18 protein-coding genes and 1 pseudogene are annotated in these 18,030 nt (G+C 50.4%); 4 read left to right on the forward strand and 15 right to left on the reverse strand.

From position 1 onward, the window contains the following. Positions 1–80 precede the first annotated feature (80 nt). The gene (locus ABV298_RS17005) at positions 81–260 is read left to right on the forward strand and encodes a histone H1 (protein ID WP_353717388.1); all 180 of its coding nucleotides are present in this window, start codon (positions 81–83) and stop codon (positions 258–260) included. A 61-nt stretch (positions 261–321) separates the two neighbouring features. Here the strand turns inward: ABV298_RS17005 and ABV298_RS17010 are convergent, their stop codons facing one another. The 3 genes from ABV298_RS17010 to ABV298_RS17020 form a co-directional block, all read right to left on the reverse strand. Continuing rightward, positions 322–735 carry a MaoC family dehydratase gene (locus tag ABV298_RS17010; RefSeq protein WP_353717389.1) on the reverse strand — a complete coding sequence of 138 codons (414 nt, stop codon included), beginning with the start codon at positions 733–735 and terminating at the stop codon, positions 322–324. A 133-nt stretch (positions 736–868) separates the two neighbouring features. Continuing rightward, complete coding sequence (raiA, locus tag ABV298_RS17015; RefSeq protein ID WP_353717390.1) at positions 869–1,246, reverse strand: ribosome-associated translation inhibitor RaiA; 378 nt, start codon at positions 1,244–1,246, stop codon at positions 869–871. A gap of 222 nt (positions 1,247–1,468) precedes the next feature. Continuing rightward, a complete protein-coding gene (locus tag ABV298_RS17020; protein WP_353717391.1) occupies positions 1,469–1,771 on the reverse strand; it encodes a DUF4286 family protein in 303 nt (100 codons plus the stop codon). A gap of 69 nt (positions 1,772–1,840) precedes the next feature. Here ABV298_RS17020 and ABV298_RS17025 point away from each other — a divergent pair, with 69 nt between their 5' ends. Beyond that, the gene (locus ABV298_RS17025; RefSeq protein ID WP_353717392.1) at positions 1,841–2,260 is read left to right on the forward strand and encodes a cytochrome B; all 420 of its coding nucleotides are present in this window, start codon (positions 1,841–1,843) and stop codon (positions 2,258–2,260) included. A 71-nt stretch (positions 2,261–2,331) separates the two neighbouring features. On the opposite strand, the gene cysM is transcribed toward ABV298_RS17025, so the two are convergent. From cysM to ABV298_RS17080, 11 genes are all read right to left on the reverse strand, one after another. Further along, complete coding sequence (gene cysM / locus ABV298_RS17030) at positions 2,332–3,204, reverse strand: cysteine synthase CysM (RefSeq protein ID WP_353717393.1); 873 nt, start codon at positions 3,202–3,204, stop codon at positions 2,332–2,334. A 191-nt stretch (positions 3,205–3,395) separates the two neighbouring features. After that, positions 3,396–4,604: a lipase family protein gene (locus tag ABV298_RS17035; protein WP_353717394.1), complete on the reverse strand. Its 1,209-nt coding sequence runs from the start codon at positions 4,602–4,604 to the stop codon at positions 3,396–3,398. An 85-nt stretch (positions 4,605–4,689) separates the two neighbouring features. Further along, the gene (locus tag ABV298_RS17040) at positions 4,690–5,400 is read right to left on the reverse strand and encodes an alpha/beta hydrolase (RefSeq protein ID WP_353717395.1); all 711 of its coding nucleotides are present in this window, start codon (positions 5,398–5,400) and stop codon (positions 4,690–4,692) included. 89 nt (positions 5,401–5,489) lie between these two features. Next, positions 5,490–7,208: an AMP-binding protein gene (locus ABV298_RS17045; RefSeq protein WP_353717396.1), complete on the reverse strand. Its 1,719-nt coding sequence runs from the start codon at positions 7,206–7,208 to the stop codon at positions 5,490–5,492. Positions 7,209–7,342: 134 nt separating this feature from the next. Then, positions 7,343–7,852, reverse strand: a complete 510-nt coding sequence (locus ABV298_RS17050) for a GNAT family N-acetyltransferase (RefSeq protein ID WP_353717397.1) — start codon at positions 7,850–7,852, stop codon at positions 7,343–7,345. Positions 7,853–7,885: 33 nt separating this feature from the next. After that, positions 7,886–9,277, reverse strand: coding sequence for a hypothetical protein (locus tag ABV298_RS17055; RefSeq protein ID WP_353717398.1), 1,392 nt, complete (start codon positions 9,275–9,277; stop codon positions 7,886–7,888). Positions 9,278–9,357: 80 nt separating this feature from the next. Beyond that, a complete protein-coding gene (locus tag ABV298_RS17060) occupies positions 9,358–10,572 on the reverse strand; it encodes a hypothetical protein (protein WP_353717399.1) in 1,215 nt (404 codons plus the stop codon). Between the two features lie 97 nt (positions 10,573–10,669). After that, entirely contained in the window at positions 10,670–11,305 is a 636-nt protein-coding gene (locus tag ABV298_RS17065; RefSeq protein ID WP_353717400.1) for a hypothetical protein, read from the reverse strand. Between the two features lie 6 nt (positions 11,306–11,311). Continuing rightward, positions 11,312–11,881 carry a thermonuclease family protein gene (locus ABV298_RS17070; protein ID WP_353717401.1) on the reverse strand — a complete coding sequence of 190 codons (570 nt, stop codon included), beginning with the start codon at positions 11,879–11,881 and terminating at the stop codon, positions 11,312–11,314. A 48-nt stretch (positions 11,882–11,929) separates the two neighbouring features. Further along, entirely contained in the window at positions 11,930–12,325 is a 396-nt protein-coding gene (locus ABV298_RS17075; protein ID WP_353717402.1) for a hypothetical protein, read from the reverse strand. Positions 12,326–12,362: 37 nt separating this feature from the next. Continuing rightward, on the reverse strand, positions 12,363–13,595 hold the full coding sequence (locus ABV298_RS17080) for a sulfite oxidase (protein ID WP_353717403.1): 1,233 nt from the start codon (positions 13,593–13,595) through the stop codon (positions 12,363–12,365). Positions 13,596–14,318: 723 nt separating this feature from the next. Between ABV298_RS17080 and ABV298_RS17085 the strand changes: the two genes are divergently transcribed. Continuing rightward, complete coding sequence (locus ABV298_RS17085; RefSeq protein WP_353717404.1) at positions 14,319–14,621, forward strand: hypothetical protein; 303 nt, start codon at positions 14,319–14,321, stop codon at positions 14,619–14,621. A gap of 137 nt (positions 14,622–14,758) precedes the next feature. After that, positions 14,759–16,133: pseudogene (locus ABV298_RS17090) on the forward strand (sigma-54 dependent transcriptional regulator). Here ABV298_RS17090 and ABV298_RS17095 read toward each other — a convergent pair. Further along, entirely contained in the window at positions 16,121–18,022 is a 1,902-nt protein-coding gene (locus ABV298_RS17095; protein WP_353717405.1) for an ATP-binding protein, read from the reverse strand. The pseudogene ABV298_RS17090 and the gene ABV298_RS17095 sit on opposite strands and share 13 nt — an antisense overlap. Between the last annotated feature and the right edge of the window lie 8 nt (positions 18,023–18,030).

Consider the following 18,030-nt stretch of genomic DNA (forward strand, 5'->3'; position numbering starts at 1 on the left):
GTTTTAATTACTAAATTTCGGTCAAAACATGCGTTTTTAGCGTGTGAGAGGCATTTTTTAAACTAAAAAACAAAGAAAACATGGCAAGATTCGATGAAGTAAAAGAACTGGTTCTTTCACTGGAAGGCGATTTCGATAAGTTCTATAACAAAGGCAACCAGGCTGCCGGAACACGCGTTCGCAAAGGTATGCAGGACCTTAAAACGTTGGCTCAGGAGATTCGCGCGGAGGTTCAGAACAAAAAGAACGCGGGCGAGTAATCACAAAGCACACGGAAGATTTTCGAGCCCCGGTGGGATTCCCGCCGGGGCTTTTCCTTTCTCAGAATTTTTCTTCGTTGACCATCGTCGCGATACCGCGCACGGCGATCTTTTTGGTCGTAGCGTCGTAAATTTCGGTGGAGATTTCGGCGATGTGCTTGGCGGGGTTAATGGAGACGATCCTGAAAACGGCCCGGTACTCCGTATCCACGAACATCGGACGGAGGAATTCGACGGTTTGTTTGAGATAAATCGACCCAAAGCCGGGAAATTGCGTGCCGAGCACCTTCGTAAACACGGTGATCCCCAGCATACCGTGAATGATCGGTTTCTTGAATTGCGTGGTAGCAGCATAACCGGCATCGAGGTGCACAGGATTGTTGTCGCCGGTCAGGTCTGCGAATGCCTGGACCTGTTCTTGTGTAAACTTGAAAAGATGGTCGAATGTGGCATCGACAACGGGTTCTATTTGCATAGTATTCTTTTTCTAAAATGAATTTCAAAAATACGGGCAATGCGGCGTTTTCCGCAACTATTTTAAGTGGACCGCCAAAACGCAAGAAGCCGCCTGGCGGGAGGCGGCTTCTTGTTTCGAATGGATAAATGGGTTATTCTTCCACGTCTTCGGCCAGCATGACTACCTCGTTGTCTTCGGGGAGTCCGCTGCGGCTTTTAGGACTTTTCGAGTTGTTACGTTTATTTTTGAACTTTTTTACCTGCATTTTCAGGGTATCTATTGCTAGGTCGGTTGCTTCTTCAAATGTAGACCCCTGCTCCTTTACGAACACTGTTCCGCCGGGTACATAGAGCTTGACTTCCAGGAGCTTGGTATGCAACTTGGTGTTTTCATTTTTGGCGAGCTTAAGGAATACCTCTCCACTGGTGATCCGGTCGTAGAACGTATCCAGTTTGTCCAATTTTTGCTGAATGAAATTCAACAATTTGGGATCGGCATCAAAGTGAATTGCTTGCATCTGCAGTCTCATAAGCACACATCATTTAATAGTAAAACAATATTTCCAACCGCCCTTGCGATATTTAAACCGGAGTTTTACTCATCTTCGGATAGTTATAAAAAATACATGCTATCCGGGCTGATCTCCTGGCTAAACCGGCCTTAACGGTAGATTAAATAAAGGGAAATATTAAGTTAATGTCAAGCAATAACACGGGTTTTTAAGGTACATTTATTTCGGCAGTTCCGCCTGCTACGCTTCCTCTAAAAGTGTCCTGAAAGATACATACTGACCGTTGAAAAGCTCGTGATGACGCTCCTGCAACAGGGGCTGGAAGTGGGTCTGGTAAGCCAGAAAATCTTCCATTGTCCTGAATGTAAACTGGGTAGTATAGGTAGAGCCCTCGTTTTCGATCTCCGTAAGAAGCCGTAGCAGCTTGCATTCCAGCGGCAGTTCGGTCGAGAGTATTTCCGGGATATACACCGATTTCATATAATGCAGCCAATCTTTTTCGGCCTGATAGCTGATGTTGACTGTAATGTTATAGACAATCATTTTATAAAAATTTATTGTTTGCGAGTTACATTTGCAGGCATATACTTATTCACCGTAACCAGTATAATCATGAATATTCTTCTGCACGCCCATTCGGGCCTCCGCTATGTGGTGTTAGGACTTTTAATCGCGGCTGTTTTTGCTGCATATTCCAACTGGCAGAAAGGAAGCCGGGACGACAGCAAACTATATCTTTTTACCCTTATTGCCACCCACACACAGCTGCTGATCGGGCTGGTGTTGTATTTCATGAGCCCCAAAGTTAACTTCGATCTGATCAGCGAGAAAGTATTTCGTTTCTATTCGATCGAGCATGTATTTATGATGCTGATCGCCATCGTGCTCATTACGGTGGGAAGGGTACGGTCAAAGAAGCTTGGCGGCGCCGATAAGCACCGCACGATTCTGTATTTCTACACGCTGGCATTGATTATCATTCTGGTAGCTATTCCCTGGCCGTTCCGGAACCTGGGGTCGGGGTGGTTTTAAGAAGACTTTGGCTTTCGGCAGTCGGCTTTTTTAGTTTGATAGCCGACTGCCGAAAGCCGACTGCCGAAGTCTTACCCAAACAGATCGCTCGACAGGTACCTGTCGCCGCGATCGCAGATGATGAACACGATAACGCCTTCCTTCAATTCTTTCGCCAGTTGAATGGCTGCCCACGCGGCGCCTCCGCTGCTCATTCCCGCAAAGACGGCTTCTTCGTTCGCCAGCCGCCTGGTAGTAAGGGTGGCGTTCTCCTGCGACACTTCGATCACGCGGTCGACACGTTCTCTTTCGAATATTTTGGGAAGATATTCCTCCGGCCATTTGCGGATGCCGGGAATGCTCGATCCGTCGTTCGGCTGGCAGCCGACGATCTGAATGCCGTTGTTTTGCTCCTTTAAATAGCGCGAAACGCCCATAATAGTGCCGGTCGTCCCCATCGATGACACAAAATGCGTGATTTGCCGGTTGGTATCGCCGTAAATTTCCGGGCCGGTCGTGCGGTAATGAGCTTTCCAGTTGTCGGGATTGGCAAACTGGTTAAGCATGAAATACCCGCCCGAAGCCGCCTTTTCTTCGGCCAGGTCGCGGGCGCTTTCCATCGTTTCGGTCAGTACGACCTTGGCGCCAAACGCCTCCATCGTGAGCACGCGCTCGCGGGTGGAGCTCTGCGGCATGAGCAGCTCGATTTCCAGGTCGAAAAGCCGGGCGATCATTGCCAACGCGATACCCGTATTGCCGCTCGTCGCCTCCACGAGTTTCGTTCCGGGTTTTACCTCGCCGCGTTCGAGCGCGCCTTTGATCATACTGTAAGCGGCGCGGTCCTTCACGCTACCGCCGGGATTGTTGCCTTCCAGCTTACCGAAAATCCGTACGTCGGGATTGGGGTTGATTTTCTTTAATTCGACCAGGGGGGTGTTGCCTACCAGATCCAGTAATGATGACATGGTGTTGTATTCGAATGTTGTGATTCTAAAAGGTACGTATATGCGGCTACCGGGGCGGCCCGCTTTTTAAACATAAATCAACAACATCGCAAAAGCCGAAAGAATGCCCGCAGGCGGGAAAATGTAGGTGACTCGACAGTTAAAAGCATATTTACCCTATTAAATTAATGGGATGCAATATACCACATTATTTATGGGGTAGTGGTAAAAAAATCCAGGGTCCCGAGCAGGAAAAAGGGAATTGTGCTGCTGTGGGTTCCTTGTGGAATGGTCGTAAACTTCACATTCGTTGCACCCAGGGCCTGCATGGCGTTATAAGCATTCACGGAATTGAAATAGAAAACCAGCGGGTCGGCATCGCCATGGTAAAGGTGCGTCGGTGTTTTTGGTTTGAATTTATATACATCGTTGTCGGCAATGGCGTCGATGAAATCTTTGTCGGAGCCATCGTTCAATGCCTTTTTGAAGGAATCGTTGAGGATGTTGCTGAAACTCCGGTTGATATTTACATTAATGCCGTTCTGCGCGATTTGCGATGCATATGGATCGGGGAAATAATAGCTGGCCGGTTTGTTCAGTTTGTAAATTCTGTCGTAACTGAGCAAAACCCATAAATACAGAGAGTTATAAGTACCTTGTGTGGGAGAATTGACGATGTATTTCATGAACGCGGTCTTGTCGTAAGCGCCGGCGCCGCAGCTGGACGCACGCAGATTGAATTCCGACGAGGCCTCTTCTTCTATTTTCCGTTGCAGCGCCATCGTCGCGAAACCGCCTTCGGAATAGCCCGCTACGTACAGTTTTCCATCCCATTTAACCTCGGTCTGGCCATTTAGAAATTCCTTCGCCGCCCGCAGCATATCCAGCGACGCCGATGCCAGGCTTGCGCGGTGCTCGTACGGGTGCGGAAGGTCTTTCGACGCCCCGTAGCCGATATAATCCGGATACGCGATAATGTAACCCATCGACCCGAAAATGGCTCCGAACGAGGCGGCTTCGGAGTCGTCCTGAAAGTAGGAGGGTGCTTCTCCATCGGTGCGGATGGTGCCATGCTGCACGCTGATCATTGAAACGGGCCCGGTTACAGCGGGTAATATCAATGCCCCCGAAGCGGTAATCTCCGTACCGTCGGTGTTTGTTGTTTTATAAGTGATCCTGAAAACCCTGATGCCATTCCTGACGTAGCCGTTCACGATTCCAGCGCCCAGGGAAGTTGCCTTTTCCAGCACCTCTTCCTTTGTCATCGATTTGACCGGGGTACTTTCCTTTAAATAAACATTCTGCTGTGTAGGCGGTACGAGCTTGGTATCGTCCTCACTGCATGAACTGAGGATAAGAAGGCTCCATACGAGCAGGTAGGAAAGTTTGCGCAGGAGAGCCAGGGAGGTAGATTTTCGCATAACTAAAAGATAAACAGGCCATCAGTACATTACTAGTAACGCATAATGGCCTGTTTTTGATGATGGTTTCCGCTTTTTCTTGATATTAAATTTTACTCATATACCAGTTGATCATCCGGGCGGTGGCATCCGGACGTTCCACCATGCCCATATGACCGGCTTCGGCGAAAATCAGCGGATAGCTCTTGCCGGGATATTCGGCGAGTTCGATCACGCTTTCGAAGGGAATGAGCTTGTCCTGCATCCCTATGATGAAAAGCACCGGGAACGGCATGCCGGCGAGCATGGCAGTGCGGTCGGGACGGTTGCGCATAGCGTTAATACCCGCAATGAGCGCATCGGCGGGCAGTTTGCCAAAATATGCAATGTGCTCCTTTATGCGTTCGGGATGAAGTTCCTTGTAACGGTCGCCAAAGAGGTTGGGTGCGGTGTTTTTTATAAACGACTCGGTACCGTAGGTCCGCAGCAGATCGATCATCTGGTCGCGCTGGTGTTTTTTGGCATCGTCGTCGGCAAAAGCGGTAGAGTGGAAAAGTCCGAAGCCTTCGAGCATATCCATGTATTTTTCGGCGAATGCCAGGGAAATATAGCCGCCCATCGAGTGGCCGATCAGGACGCATTTCTGGATGTTGGCGTTGGTCAGGAAACGATAGAGCTCGTCGGCATATTCTTCCACCGACTGGCAGGAAGTAAGGAGTGAAATATTAGGCCTCACAACGGTGTAAGAGTCATTGATCGCAGCGTCGAGGCTGTCCCAAATCGTGTCATCTATGCCATGACCATGTAGTAAAACCAAAGTTTTCCGGTGTAGATTCATAATATATTCGCATTCAAGGTTGAGACTTGTTTGCCTAAATATACTAAACCTTCCACCGTTTTCAGGCCTTAATGGGCAACTTTCGCCATTTCCTCCTCGCGCAGGGCCCGGCGCAGGATCTTGCCTACATTGGTTTTCGGAAGCTCGTTCCGGAACTCGATTTTCCGTGGAATCTTGTAGCCTGTAAGGTTTTCTTTACAGAATGTCCTGATTTTTTCTTCCGTCAGTTCCGGATCTTTTTTAACCACGTAGATCTTTACCATCTCCCCTGATTTCTCATCCGGAATACCTACGCAGGCTACCTCCGCAATCCCCGGACATCGCGCCACTACGTCCTCGATTTCGTTGGGGTAAACATTGAACCCGGACACCAGGATCATGTCTTTCTTGCGATCGACAATCCTGAAAAAGCCGTCGGAGTCCTCGATACCGATGTCGCCCGTTCTGAACCAGCGCCCGCTTTCATCTTCCAGAATTACTTTGGCTGTTTCGTCGGGACGGTTGTAATAGCCCAGCATGACCTGGGGGCCTTTGGCACAGATTTCACCGCGCTCTCCGACCGGCAGCCATTGGTTGTCGTCACTCAGGATGCGCATTTCCGTACTCGGGAATGGCAGGCCTATTGTTCCCTGCTTATGTTTACCGTTCAGAGGGTTGACCGAAAGCACCGGCGACGTTTCCGACAGGCCGTAACCTTCCACCAGCGGGCAGCCCGTCACTTTTTCCCATCGTTCGGCAACGACCTTCTGGAGCGCCATACCACCGGCAATGGTGATTTTAAGATTGGAAAAATCGACCGAGCTGAAATCCTGATTGTTCAGCAGGCCATTGAAAAGCGTGTTGAGGCCCGGAAAAATATGGAAACGGAATTTTTTCAGTTCTTTTATGAATGCAGGAATGTCTTTCGGGTTGGTAATCAATACATTCAATGCGCCCCATTTGATGCCGCACAAGCCGTTGATGGTCATTGCAAAAACGTGATAAAGCGGCAGTGCGGCTATGAGGGTGAGCTGTCCCCAGATTTCCGAATTTCGTAATTTGGACATCAGCCATTCGTTAACGCCCTCCACATTGGCGATCAAATTCCGGTGTGTGAGCATTGCCCCTTTCGACACCCCGGTAGTCCCGCCGGTATATTGGATGAATGCCAGGTCGAGACCCGAGACGTTCGGTTTTTCGTAGGTAACGCCTGATCCGACAGATAGTGCGTGGGCGAGCGATACCGTGTTTTTGAGATGATACGGCGGCACCATTTTCTTTACATATTTCACTACGGCGTTAACGATCAGCTTTTTTGGAAAACCAAGCATGTCGCCGATTTCGGTAACGATCACATGTTCAATGTTGGTGCTGGCGATGATCTTTTCAAGGTTAGCGGCAAAATTGGCCAGTATTACGATGGCTTTTGCACCCGAATCCTTGAACTGGTGCTGCATTTCGCGTGGTGTATAGAGCGGGTTGGTATTCACGATCGTGAGGCCCGCGCGGAGCGAACCCGCCATGACAACCGGATATTGCAATAAATTGGGCATTTGCAGGGCAATGCGGTCGCCTTGTTTCATGCCGATGCTCTGCAGGTATGCCGCGAAATTCTGCGAAAGCTCGTCCAGTTGCCCGAACGTCAGCTTTTTATCCATGTTGGTGAATGCCGGCTTACCGGCATTTTCGCGGAAGCTCGTCTCCATCAGTTCGAGCAGCGAGGAGTAAGCGTCGGGGTTTATTTCATAGGGAATGCCTTCCGGGTAGTTTTGAAGCCATGGATAGGTATCCTTCGATATCGCAGTCATAATAGTACAGAGCAAAGGGTATGAACGAATAATCGATTTTAAGGTAATCAATTAAGCCAAAAAAATATCGAACCAATCCAATTTATTTTTGGCACAAAAACCTGCGGATTTGTATGAAACCGCGAAGATTATGATTACCGCCGGCTAATTTCCCAGCGCCAGAGCAGGCCTTCGTCGGGATCGTTCACATCTTCGGTTTGCGTGAAACCCAGCTTTTCCAGAATGTGCCCCGACGCGTTTTCTTCCGCGAGCGTATGGGCGATCACCTTGCGTACCGACGGATGCTGAAATGCGTGGTCCAGCAGCCCCCTGGCCGTTTCGGTTCCCAGGCCTCTCCCGCGATGCGAGGAAATGATTTCGTAACCAATCTCTACTACGCCGTTCGAATCCGGTTCCCCTTTGTAGCCGCAGGAACCGATCAGCATGTTATCGGGAACGTGCACAATCAAATAAACCCACCAGTCGCGCAGCGGCGGGTGGGCTTTCCATCGGTGGTAAGACGGGGTGAAAGTGTCGCGGAATTCCGTCCACTTTTTCGGGACGTTGACGCCCATTACACGGGCTAATGTGTTGTTACCCATGCGGATCGCGTCATAAAGCGTATCGTCGCAGGAGATAATCCTTAAACGGGGGGTCAGAATCATAATAGGGAAAATGAGCCCCCCCAATTTAAGAAACTATGAATTGTTTTCATCAAAACGGTCGGTAATTGCCTTCCGGATCGCCTGGTGAGGGCGCATTCCGGTGCTGCGCGTGCGCGGTACGGCACGATCGGCCTGCGCATTCGACCTGGCGCGTAACGCCAGATTCGAGACGGTCAGATGGCTGTTGCGCCAGGCCTCGTATTCTTCTTCGTCCATCACGTCGCGCGTTACCTGGCCATGCGCATAACCATCTTCGAACGACTGGATGCGACTGTCGGTCAAGGCCTGTTTCCGCTCGTTTTCCAGCGAATCGATTTCGGCCCTGATTTTAGCTTCTTCCTCTTTCAGCTCTCCCAGTTCGGGCAAAAGCGCGATCTCGTTTTCCAGCACTGTTTTCTGGGTCACATGCCGGGTAACGACTTGCTGCAATGGTTCCATTTGTTTCAGGATACGCTTTCTGCGTCTGCGCAAGCGGGCGAGTTTCGGATCTATCTGCAACCAGCGGTACCAGAAGCCCTGAAGGACCGGCAGCGCCATACCCAGCGAAACCGCACCAGCAATCGCGAACAGCACCCCGCTCAAAACGAACGAGAGCAATGCCCACGGGCTGTTCACCAGGTCAAGATTCAGTTGATCGGAATTCTGGAGCGACTGTTCGATTTTTTTAGTCAGCTCGGGACTGTCGACGGGCGCGCCCGTCAGTGGGTCAACCGCGTTCAACTGGAGGTTTTTCACCGATTTGTTGATCGCTTCTTTCAGCTTGTCGGTACGGTAGGCTTCATAACGGAACCAGCCGAGTACTACGAGTGTCACAATGGCAAAAATCGACAAGATCAGTTTGAAACCTGCATACCGCGATTTGGCCTTCGGGGTGTCGTCATTATGATAGGGCTCCTCCACCAGGCGGTCGTAAGCCGGTTTCAGCAGCACCGAAAGCATTGCCAAACCGATCGCGAATGCCCATGCCTCGTTGGTATTCCTGATATTAAGCGCATAGGCCACGATTTCGTGTGAGATAATCAGGTCGCCGGCGATAAAGGAAATACCGGCGGCGAGGAAGATCAGCCCGGCGATCAGTGAATAGGAAGGTGCTTTTTCGGCACGTCTCTGGCGCAGCTCCTCCGTCTGCGTGTCGATCTCGCCGATCGACCGCTCCATGTCCTTCATTTGTGCCGCGGCATTGTTGAGGCCCATTACCTCGTTCTGCAATTTGCCGTACGCTGTTTTATGTTCGGCCAACGTCTGCTGGTTCCGCGACCGAACTTCCGAAAGCTCCTGCTTTTTCTCGTTCAGCCGGTCCTGTATCCAGCTGTGGTTTACATTGCTCGATAAATAGTTTTCGTATACCTGACGGTCGATACCTTCGATTCCACGTGTGTAGCCGTGTTGGTAATCTCCGTTTTCATTTAGATTTTGCTCGTTCATGACCTTTATTGGGGTTGATCGAATGTAAGTTGGGGTAAAAAACCGCGCCATCAGCGCATTATCTGATCAGCTCGCGGCCACTATTTGCCTTTCTGGATCAGGTTGAGCTGCCGGGTAGTAAGCTCGTTTTTCATACGGCGTGCGAGGTAAAATTCGCTCTCGAAAAGCTTGATCAGCATATCCCGTCTGGCGAAAAGGCGGTCGCGCTCGGTTTCGGCATGGCTCTGTTCGCGTAGCACCTGCCATTTCTTCACCCGCAGGTCGTCGATCTCCTCCTGTAACGTCTGGCATTCCGACTCCCAGTTGTAGTTATTTTCAACAAAATCCTGGCGGCCCCGACGAATATTTAACCAGATTTGCAGGTCGTTGCGTAGCACCGTAATGTTGCTGAGCAGCAATTTCCCGGCAAAAAGGAAGAGGAAGAATACGAAGATGAACAGCGCGAAAGCCTGCCACCACGTTTGGTAGGTGATTACATTGGCAAATACAAACAATGCAGCCGCGAACGGTAACCCGATTTCTTCCAGCAGCGATTTCCAGGTCACTTTCGAATCGGTATCATGGAAAAGCGAGATCCGGCCGAACAAGCTGAACATTCCCGCCAGGAACACGCCGAGCGCGATCCACGAGTTATCCGCAAATGCCGGTTTCAGCGATTCGCGGATCAGAAAGAAGTTACCTACGCACATGGCTGCGCACAGCGTGATGCCTATGAGCGTGCGCGGAAGGTGGTGTTCGCCCTCGGCACGTGAGCCTGGGTTTTTCAGCCGCTCTTGCAGCTCGTCGATGCGGTTTTGCTTCTGACCGATAAAAAGGTTCAACTCCTGAATGCGCTCGTTATGCTGCTCGATGTCGGCAATGTGGGAGGCGGCCAGGTTCGAGAAGTACTTATGTATGATGTCGGTTTTCTCGTGCGGATCGGACTCCGAAAGCCCGAAGAGCACGCCTTCGTCGCGTAGCGTATCCTCGTCTTCCAGCCAGTACGGGATCGGTATTTCCACTTTTTGCGTCCCGGTTATTGGCGGCTGCGGAATAGCTGTTTGAAGTGCAGCCTGCACAGGTGTGGCCTGCATAGGTGCAGCTTGCCCGGGCGCCGCTCCGAATGTGTTTTGCTGGGGCATTGCAGCCATTACAGGCTGTCTGGTTTCGGCAAGGGGTGTCTGAGTGATCGGATTTTGCTCCACTGATGGGGTAGGGGTGTCGTTTGCCTCAACAGGCTCATCATCATAGAATTGGTTTTCGTCGGACTCTCTCGGACGAAACCAGCCGGCAATTAATTCAGTCAGTTTGGCCATAGTTTTTCATGGGTTAGCCTGCGATTATCCATGAAAACAAACAAAATCACTATAATATTGTGATGACCGGCCATTAAAAAAGGTAACGTCCTGGGAATTAGGACATTTCAAACATCTTCTGTAAAGCTTGCCAGAGCCTTTTCTTAAGATTCCGGTCGGCCTCGATAACCACCAGCGGATCAACGAGCAGGAACCAGATTCCTTCTACAATTTTAGGGGTGTATGGCACGAGCAGCAGGTCGAGGTTCAGTTTGATGAGGGGCACGCCAAAGGAAATAAAGAAGCTGGTCTTTTTGCCCGAAAGTACCGAGCGCGCATCCTGCCCGGGCAGGAAACTGAAATTCAGGACGTCGCTCGTTTCCAGCGAATGGCCTACGGCTTTGAGGATGTTGTCGAGGAACAGCGCTTCCGACACGATCATGTCCTGCTGCCGGGGTTCGTCGGTGAGGACCAGAATTTTGTGTTTCAACGCGGGAAAAGCCGGGTCCGGCTTCTCTGCCGGTTCCGGGGTAAGCGACTTGGCAGGCATCACCGATGATGGCACCGGTGGCAATGCCTGTATCGCAGGTGTTGCCGGCAACGATGGCGTGTCGGGCTGAATGGCCACCGGAACGGGCACCGGTGCCCGTTCCGGCACAGCGGCAGTTGGCTCAGCCACGACGCGATCTTCCAGCCGAAACAAAGTTTCGTCCTGGTAAAGTATCTGAAAAAGTGCTACCGGCGAGTGCTCCATAATTTACTATAAATGCCCCAGCTCCATTCCCGGAAGGGTCCAAATGCCCAGTTTCTGTTTTTTCGCGTTGATTTCCAGGTTGGCATATTCCTGGTCTTTCGAGTATTTCTTGAAATGCACCGCCAGACCTTTTTTTACCAGCTCCCTGTTCAAAATTTTACCGTCCGGCAGCACCACTTCGCCCAGCAGACGGCCGTATTTGTCAAATTCACCTTTGTGGCGGATGCTTACCACTTTCCGGAAGCATTTTTCGCTTGTAAACTGCTTCGCATTGTTATAGAAAGGCATGTTCCTTTCCGGGCAATTTACATGAAGGAAGCGGACACGCACATTTTTGCCCATCCGACGGCCCGCTTTTTTCCCTGAATACAAATACTTCAATTCAATGGTGTCACCATCCTGAATACCAATTACCTCCGCTTTGAGTGGGTTCGGTAGGTCGCTGTTACCATGCAGCTGCCGATTTTCGTCCGACGCCGGGGCGCACGACGCGAGCATTGTGGGTGCACTTGTAAAAATGAGGAACAGCAGGCATGAAAATGCAAATCTGGAAATCGGGAAACGGAAAGCAGGCACGCGTACAAAGTATTGGTTTGAATACTCAAAGATAGCTATTGTTTCCGATCAGTTTTGTTCCAGCTTATACCACTTGATATCCTTCAATGGCGCTCTCCTTGCCACTGAGGCAGTTGGCGAATAATTTTTTTCGAGGTAGTCGAGTACGGGTTTTTCGGCATCGCCCAGTTCCCAGAGGTTATGGTTCGCCTGCATCCACCGGATCTTCTGCTTCCATCCATCGCGCGTGAAACGGTTAGCGATGATGAGCTTGGGGGAATGGCAGCTGGTGCATTGTGCTTTTACCATATATAGGTTCTCGTCCACGACAAGGCCGGTTTCCGGGTCTTTCTTTAGGGTGTCGGCCAAGGCGGTTGTCCGGCTGGTTTTAGAAGCAGCCGGCATTTCGGGCAGGGTTTGGAATACAATCCCCGCGCCGATCATGGCAATTAACAGGATTTTCATACAATATCGATTTAGCGGGAAGCCTTGCGGTTTCACATTAACCTACCCTGACGGCGATGCGTTCGCAGGCATTGTTGAGGTAGCCGCCGGGATTCCAGGCCGGCACGAGCATAGGTTGTGCATTGCCTTTATCGTCGGTGGCTTTTACCCAGATCTCATAATAGCCGTCCGTAGGGAACTTGATTTGGGTATTCCAATGCTGCCACGCGAGCCTGTTCACGGGAGCTTCCAGTTTGCATTCCTTCCAGGTGGCGCCAAAATCAATGGAAACTTCTACCTTTTTGACGGAACGGTCGCCTGCCCATGCATGTCCCCGCAACGCAAGTTCGGCGCCCGATCCTATCATCGCGCCGGTTTTGGGATAAGTGATCAGGGATTTGACCGGCATCGATTCGATGATCTTGTAATAATCATCGGTAGCGGGGATATCCGTGCCCGGTGCGACCGGATTACGCGGGATTTTGTAGCTATGCCCCTCCATTTTGGCACCGTCGTGTACCTTGTTACGGACCGAAATGCCGCTCAGCCATTTTCCGGAAACGGAAGCCGGCCAGCCGCCGATTACGAGCCGTAACGGGTAGCCGTGAAACTCGGGAATATCCTTGCCGTTCATTTGCCAGGCGATGAGCGTTTCGTCTTCCATGGCCTTGGAAATGGGTACACCGCGCGAAATGGATTCTTTTTTAGGATCGCGGCTCAGATGAAGGTCCTTTCCGTGGTAACCGATGTACACGGCGTCGTTTTTAATACCAACGTCATTCAGGATATCTTTCAACCGGGCGCCCGTCCATTGAGCGCAATGCACCGCCCCCTGGCCCCACTGGTTACCGGACGCCTGTGGCTGGTAGCCCGAGCGACCATTGCCACCGCATTCGAGCACGAGCTGGTAGGTGTAGGGTTTGAATTTCGTTTTAAGTTCCGCCAATGTGTAGGTTTTGGGCGCTTTCACCGACTCCCCGTCGATCGTCAGCGTCCATGCTGCCACATCGATTTTCTCGGGAACGAGGCCATTATTGCGGATAAACATTTTCTCGACCGGCGTAATGCGGTCGTCGAGCAGGTGCACCGGCGATTCCACGTTCCATGGCTTGTCGCCCTGGACGATCATTTCCGTGCTTTTTCCTTTCAATGCATCCTTTTCATCAAGGAAAACCGGTCGGTAACCGGGCGGCATGTGCTTCGCGAAGACGATCTGACTACCCATAGCAGTCGCCAATGCCGTGAGGCTGCCTTGTTTGAGAAAATCTCTTCTGTTTAAGTCGGAATTCATCAACTGGTTCAGGAAAACTTGTAAAACATTATTTCCAAATTTACATAAACCGCGCGGCTTAAACCATGCCTGAAGGTCAATTCGAAAGCTATATAAATAAAAAACGGTCCGCATGTTCGGGTAACCCATTGATCCATAGTGGTGTGGAGCTTATACTTAACATTCTCGCTAAACGCGTGCGGATGTAATGAGTTTTGACAGACCATAGCGGCCCGGTTGCTTCGACTCGACGGGAGCGGAGCCCGACTTTAGGGAATATGGAGAATAAACAAAAAGAGTCCTTGAAGGGGACTCTTGATGCTTTCAGACTAACCGATTTGTATTAAATAACGTTGAGTAAATAAATGCCTGAGATATAATTCAATAAATGAATGTATAGCGTTAAGTTCTAGCGTGTGTGTAGTAGTTGTGCTACCATTGGTGGATAAATAATTTCTACGCAAATATAAGCGAATGCAGTTTTAACAAGGAAATAAATGTCCAAAAAAATTTGAATTTTTTTTAGTTACTGTAATAAGATACGGTTATACGGGCAAAGTGGTTGTTATATTTCACATATTGATGTGAAATTCCCCAACTTGAGGTATACCTCCCGTTCCTTCCGGGAATAGTGTTGGTGATAAAAATTGGTTAATATCTGATTATCAACTTTTTTTGTATCGAATTTCCATTGGCACGAATATCTTTTCCAGTTTACAGTAAAAATCAAATGCCTGATCCATTATGCGAGTAACCCCCATTGCGATTTCCCTCCTGCTACTTGCCGTTGCGCCTTACGTTGACGCCGCTCCCCGCTCCTCGGTGCATATCATTGTCAATACGGAGCAAAGCAAAGTGGCCGTACGACCGGAGGATCTTCCGGAGGCCGTCAAAAGCACATTGGCAGGATCTTACGCCGAATGGAAAGTAACCAGTGCTTACCTGGTTACCCGGGACGATAATTCACAGTATTACGAAGTCAATATCAAGCGCGCGGAAGAAACATCTACATTAAATCTGGACAAGTACGGGAAGAAAATCGATTAGAAAACGGTCTCTACCAGTGTCTGGCAGACTCACACTCAAAAGCCGGAGACATCTCCGGCTTTTTGGTGTTTGTTTTTTGTATTTTTACATTCAACCCACTCGTTAATTAATATTTATTTTCTGAAATAGTATCACCCATGGCTCATCTGCTCCTCGTTGAAGACGATTCCACATTTTCAAAGTTGCTCACCAATTTCCTCGGCAAGCATGGTCATCAGGTAAAGGTTTGTACAAATATCAAAGAGGCACGGGAGGCGCTCGGAAGGAATAATGCCGAAGGGCCGTTCGAAGTGCTGATGCTCGATTACCGGCTCCCCGATGGTAACTCTGTGGATTTTCTCAAAACACTCAGAAGCGAGGGCAACCGTACGCCGGCATTCATTATGACCAGTTTCCATGATGTCAGGACGGCCGTGACAGCCATGCAGATCGGAGCTTTCGACTATATCACAAAACCGGTAAACCCGGAGGAATTGCTTATGGTACTGAGAGAAGCGCTAAACAAGGGAGAAGTTACGAGTGTGAAAACTGCGCCGAAGGCTAAAAGTAATGCGAAGGCTGAAAAACAGACGCTCGATTACATAGAGGGTAAAAGCAAGGTGGCCAAGCAGCTGTTCGAGTACGTCCGGCTGGTAGCCCCTACAGATATGTCGGTGATTATCCAGGGCGAGAGCGGTACGGGCAAGGAGCACGTAGCGAAGTCGATTCACCGCCTTAGCAAGCGAGCCGACGGTCCCTTTGTCGCGATCGACTGTGGTTCGTTATCCAAAAGACCTGGCGGCCAGCGAGTTGTTCGGGCATAAAAAAGGCGCATTTACCGGTGCGTTGCAAGATAAAATCGGCCAGTTCGAAGCGGCCGACGGTGGGACTCTCTTTCTGGACGAGATCGGGAACTTGAGCTACGATGTGCAGATCAAGTTGCTACGTGCCCTGCAGGAGCGCATTATCGTCCCGATCGGAAGTACCCAGCAGGTGAAGGTAGACGTGCGGCTGATCGCGGCGACGAACGAAGACCTTATTTCCAGCGCCGCCGCCGGCGATTTCCGCGAGGATCTCTACCATCGTTTGAACGAGTTCAAAATCGAAGTACCCGCATTACGCAAGCGCGGAGAGGATTTGCCGTTGTTTGTCCAGCATTTTGTGGAGAAAGCCAATGAAGAACTCGACAGAAATGTGAAGGAGCTTTCGAAAGAGGTAATGGACGTTTTCCAAAAATACGACTGGCCTGGTAACCTCCGCGAGCTAAACAATGTGATCAAACGTCTGGTCCTCCTTTCCAAAGAGGAAGTGGCGACGCTGAGCGCATTGCCGTCGGAAATGATCACGGCCATGGAAGACCAGCAGAAACCCGCGCCCGGCTCCGATTTGAAGGCATTGCAGGAAACGCACGAAAAAGAGATGATCGAAAAAGTGTTGCAGGAAGTGCGCTACAATAAAAGCAAGGCAGCGAAGTTGCTGAATATCGACCGCAAGACTTTATACTACAAAATCGAAAAATATCATATCGAGTAGGAGAGCGCTTTTTCCTCCACTTGCTCAATCATGGACGCAGCGTCGTTTACGACCTGCGTCATTTCTTTTTCCGAGACTTCCGATGGGTTTTCGCGCAGCATTATTTCCAGGCTCCTGAACCTGCCCGACAAATCCCGTGCGCCGATCTGGCCCGTCCGTCCGGCCATGCGGTGCATGAGCTCCTGTACATGCTCGGGTTCATTGGCGGCGATATGCTGCCGAAGCGATTCGATATCGGTGCGGGAATCTTTGACAAATTGGTCGAGTATTTCACGCAACAGGCCCTCGTCGCCGAATGTCATTTCGCTCAGCATCGAAAAATCGAAATCCAGATTGTTCCCCGGCCTGTCCGCATTACTTTCAGCGGACTGAACCGGTAATCCGGGTACCGACGACGATTCGAGAAGTTCCAGCAGATCCTTGGAATGGAAAGGCTTCATTAAATAGCCGTCGAAGCCCATTCCAAGCAGTTTTTTGCGTTCTTCCGGTAAAGCCTGGGCGGTGAGTACGAAAAATTTCACGTCGGCCGGAGCGGATTTCCGAAGCCGTTTCACGAGCTCGGCCCCGTTCATGCCCGACATACGCATGTCCGTGAGAAGAAATTTCACCTGATTGTCCCACGGCCGGTTGAGGACCTCTTCGGCCGATGAGAATGCAGTATGTGGTATGTCGTTCATTTCAAGGACGGAAGAGCACCACTTCAGAATGAAGGCATCGTCGTCTACCAGCCAGACCTTGCCGTTGATCCGATAGCTTCTTTCCGGTGCTTCCTCAGCCAGTTCCAGTGTTTCTGCCTTTTTCATGCTGGTGGTTACAAAAAAAGTCGTGCCCTCGCCGGGTTTGCTGGTGAGATGGATATTGCCGGACATACCCTCCACCAATGCCTTCACAATGCTGAGACCGAGCCCCGTACCGCCATATCTGCGCTGGATGGACGGGTCGGCCTGTTCGAACTGGTTAAAAATGCGCTCAACCTGTTCTTGCGAGAGCCCGATGCCAGTGTCGGAAATCTGGTATTCGATCTTGACCTGGTTGCCGTTTTCGTGCCCCGTAACCCGCAGCACTACCTCACCGTTCTCGGTGAATTTTATCGCATTTGTCAGCAAATTGTACAGAACCTGCCGCAACCGGAACGGGTCGCCGTGCAGGTACAGGTTGGATGGTAACTTGTTTTCAAGCCTTAATATGAGCCCTTTCGACAATGCATTTGGCCTTAGTACCTGCACCACTTCATTGAGAAGCTGGTTGATGGAAAACACCCTGTCCTCGAATGTGAAACGATCGGAAATGATGCGGCTGTAATCGAGTACCTCATTCACGAGGTACAGTAGATGTTCGGAAGCCGAATGCAACGTTTCGAGGTCCTGTTTCCGGGGTTTTTCTTCGTTTTTCAATGCCTCCGCGTATCCGATGATGGATTGCAGCGGCGTTCGGATTTCATGGCTCATATTGGCCAGGAAGCGCTGCTTGGCCATGCTGTGGTATTCGGCTTCCTCTTTGGCCTCTTCGAGCTGCCGGCGGTATTCGTTGCTTTTGGAAATATCCGCGAAAATTAGGTAGGCCATCACGGCGGTTAGGAAAAAGAAGCCCAGCATGATCCATTCGAGATAGTTGATACTGCCTTCCACGATCTGCCTTGCCTGGGCGCTGCTTTTGTCGGATTCCTTGATGACCTCCCTTTCAACCTGGTGCATCATGTCGAGCAGCTGTTTTACCAGTGAATTACCGGCTGTGGCAAGCTCCTGCTCCCTGTCTACGAAGCTGACTGTCCGCTTCTTTTGCGACTTTTCTATGGCGTGAACCGCTTCGCCGACCTTCTCGATGGTGCTATCCTGCTTGGCAATGCGGATTGTATCCACCTGAACGTTGACTTCCTGCTTCTGCACCATTTTAGTCG

The organism is Dyadobacter sp. 676, assembly GCF_040448675.1.
Taxonomy (GTDB): Bacteria; Bacteroidota; Bacteroidia; order Cytophagales; family Spirosomataceae; genus Dyadobacter.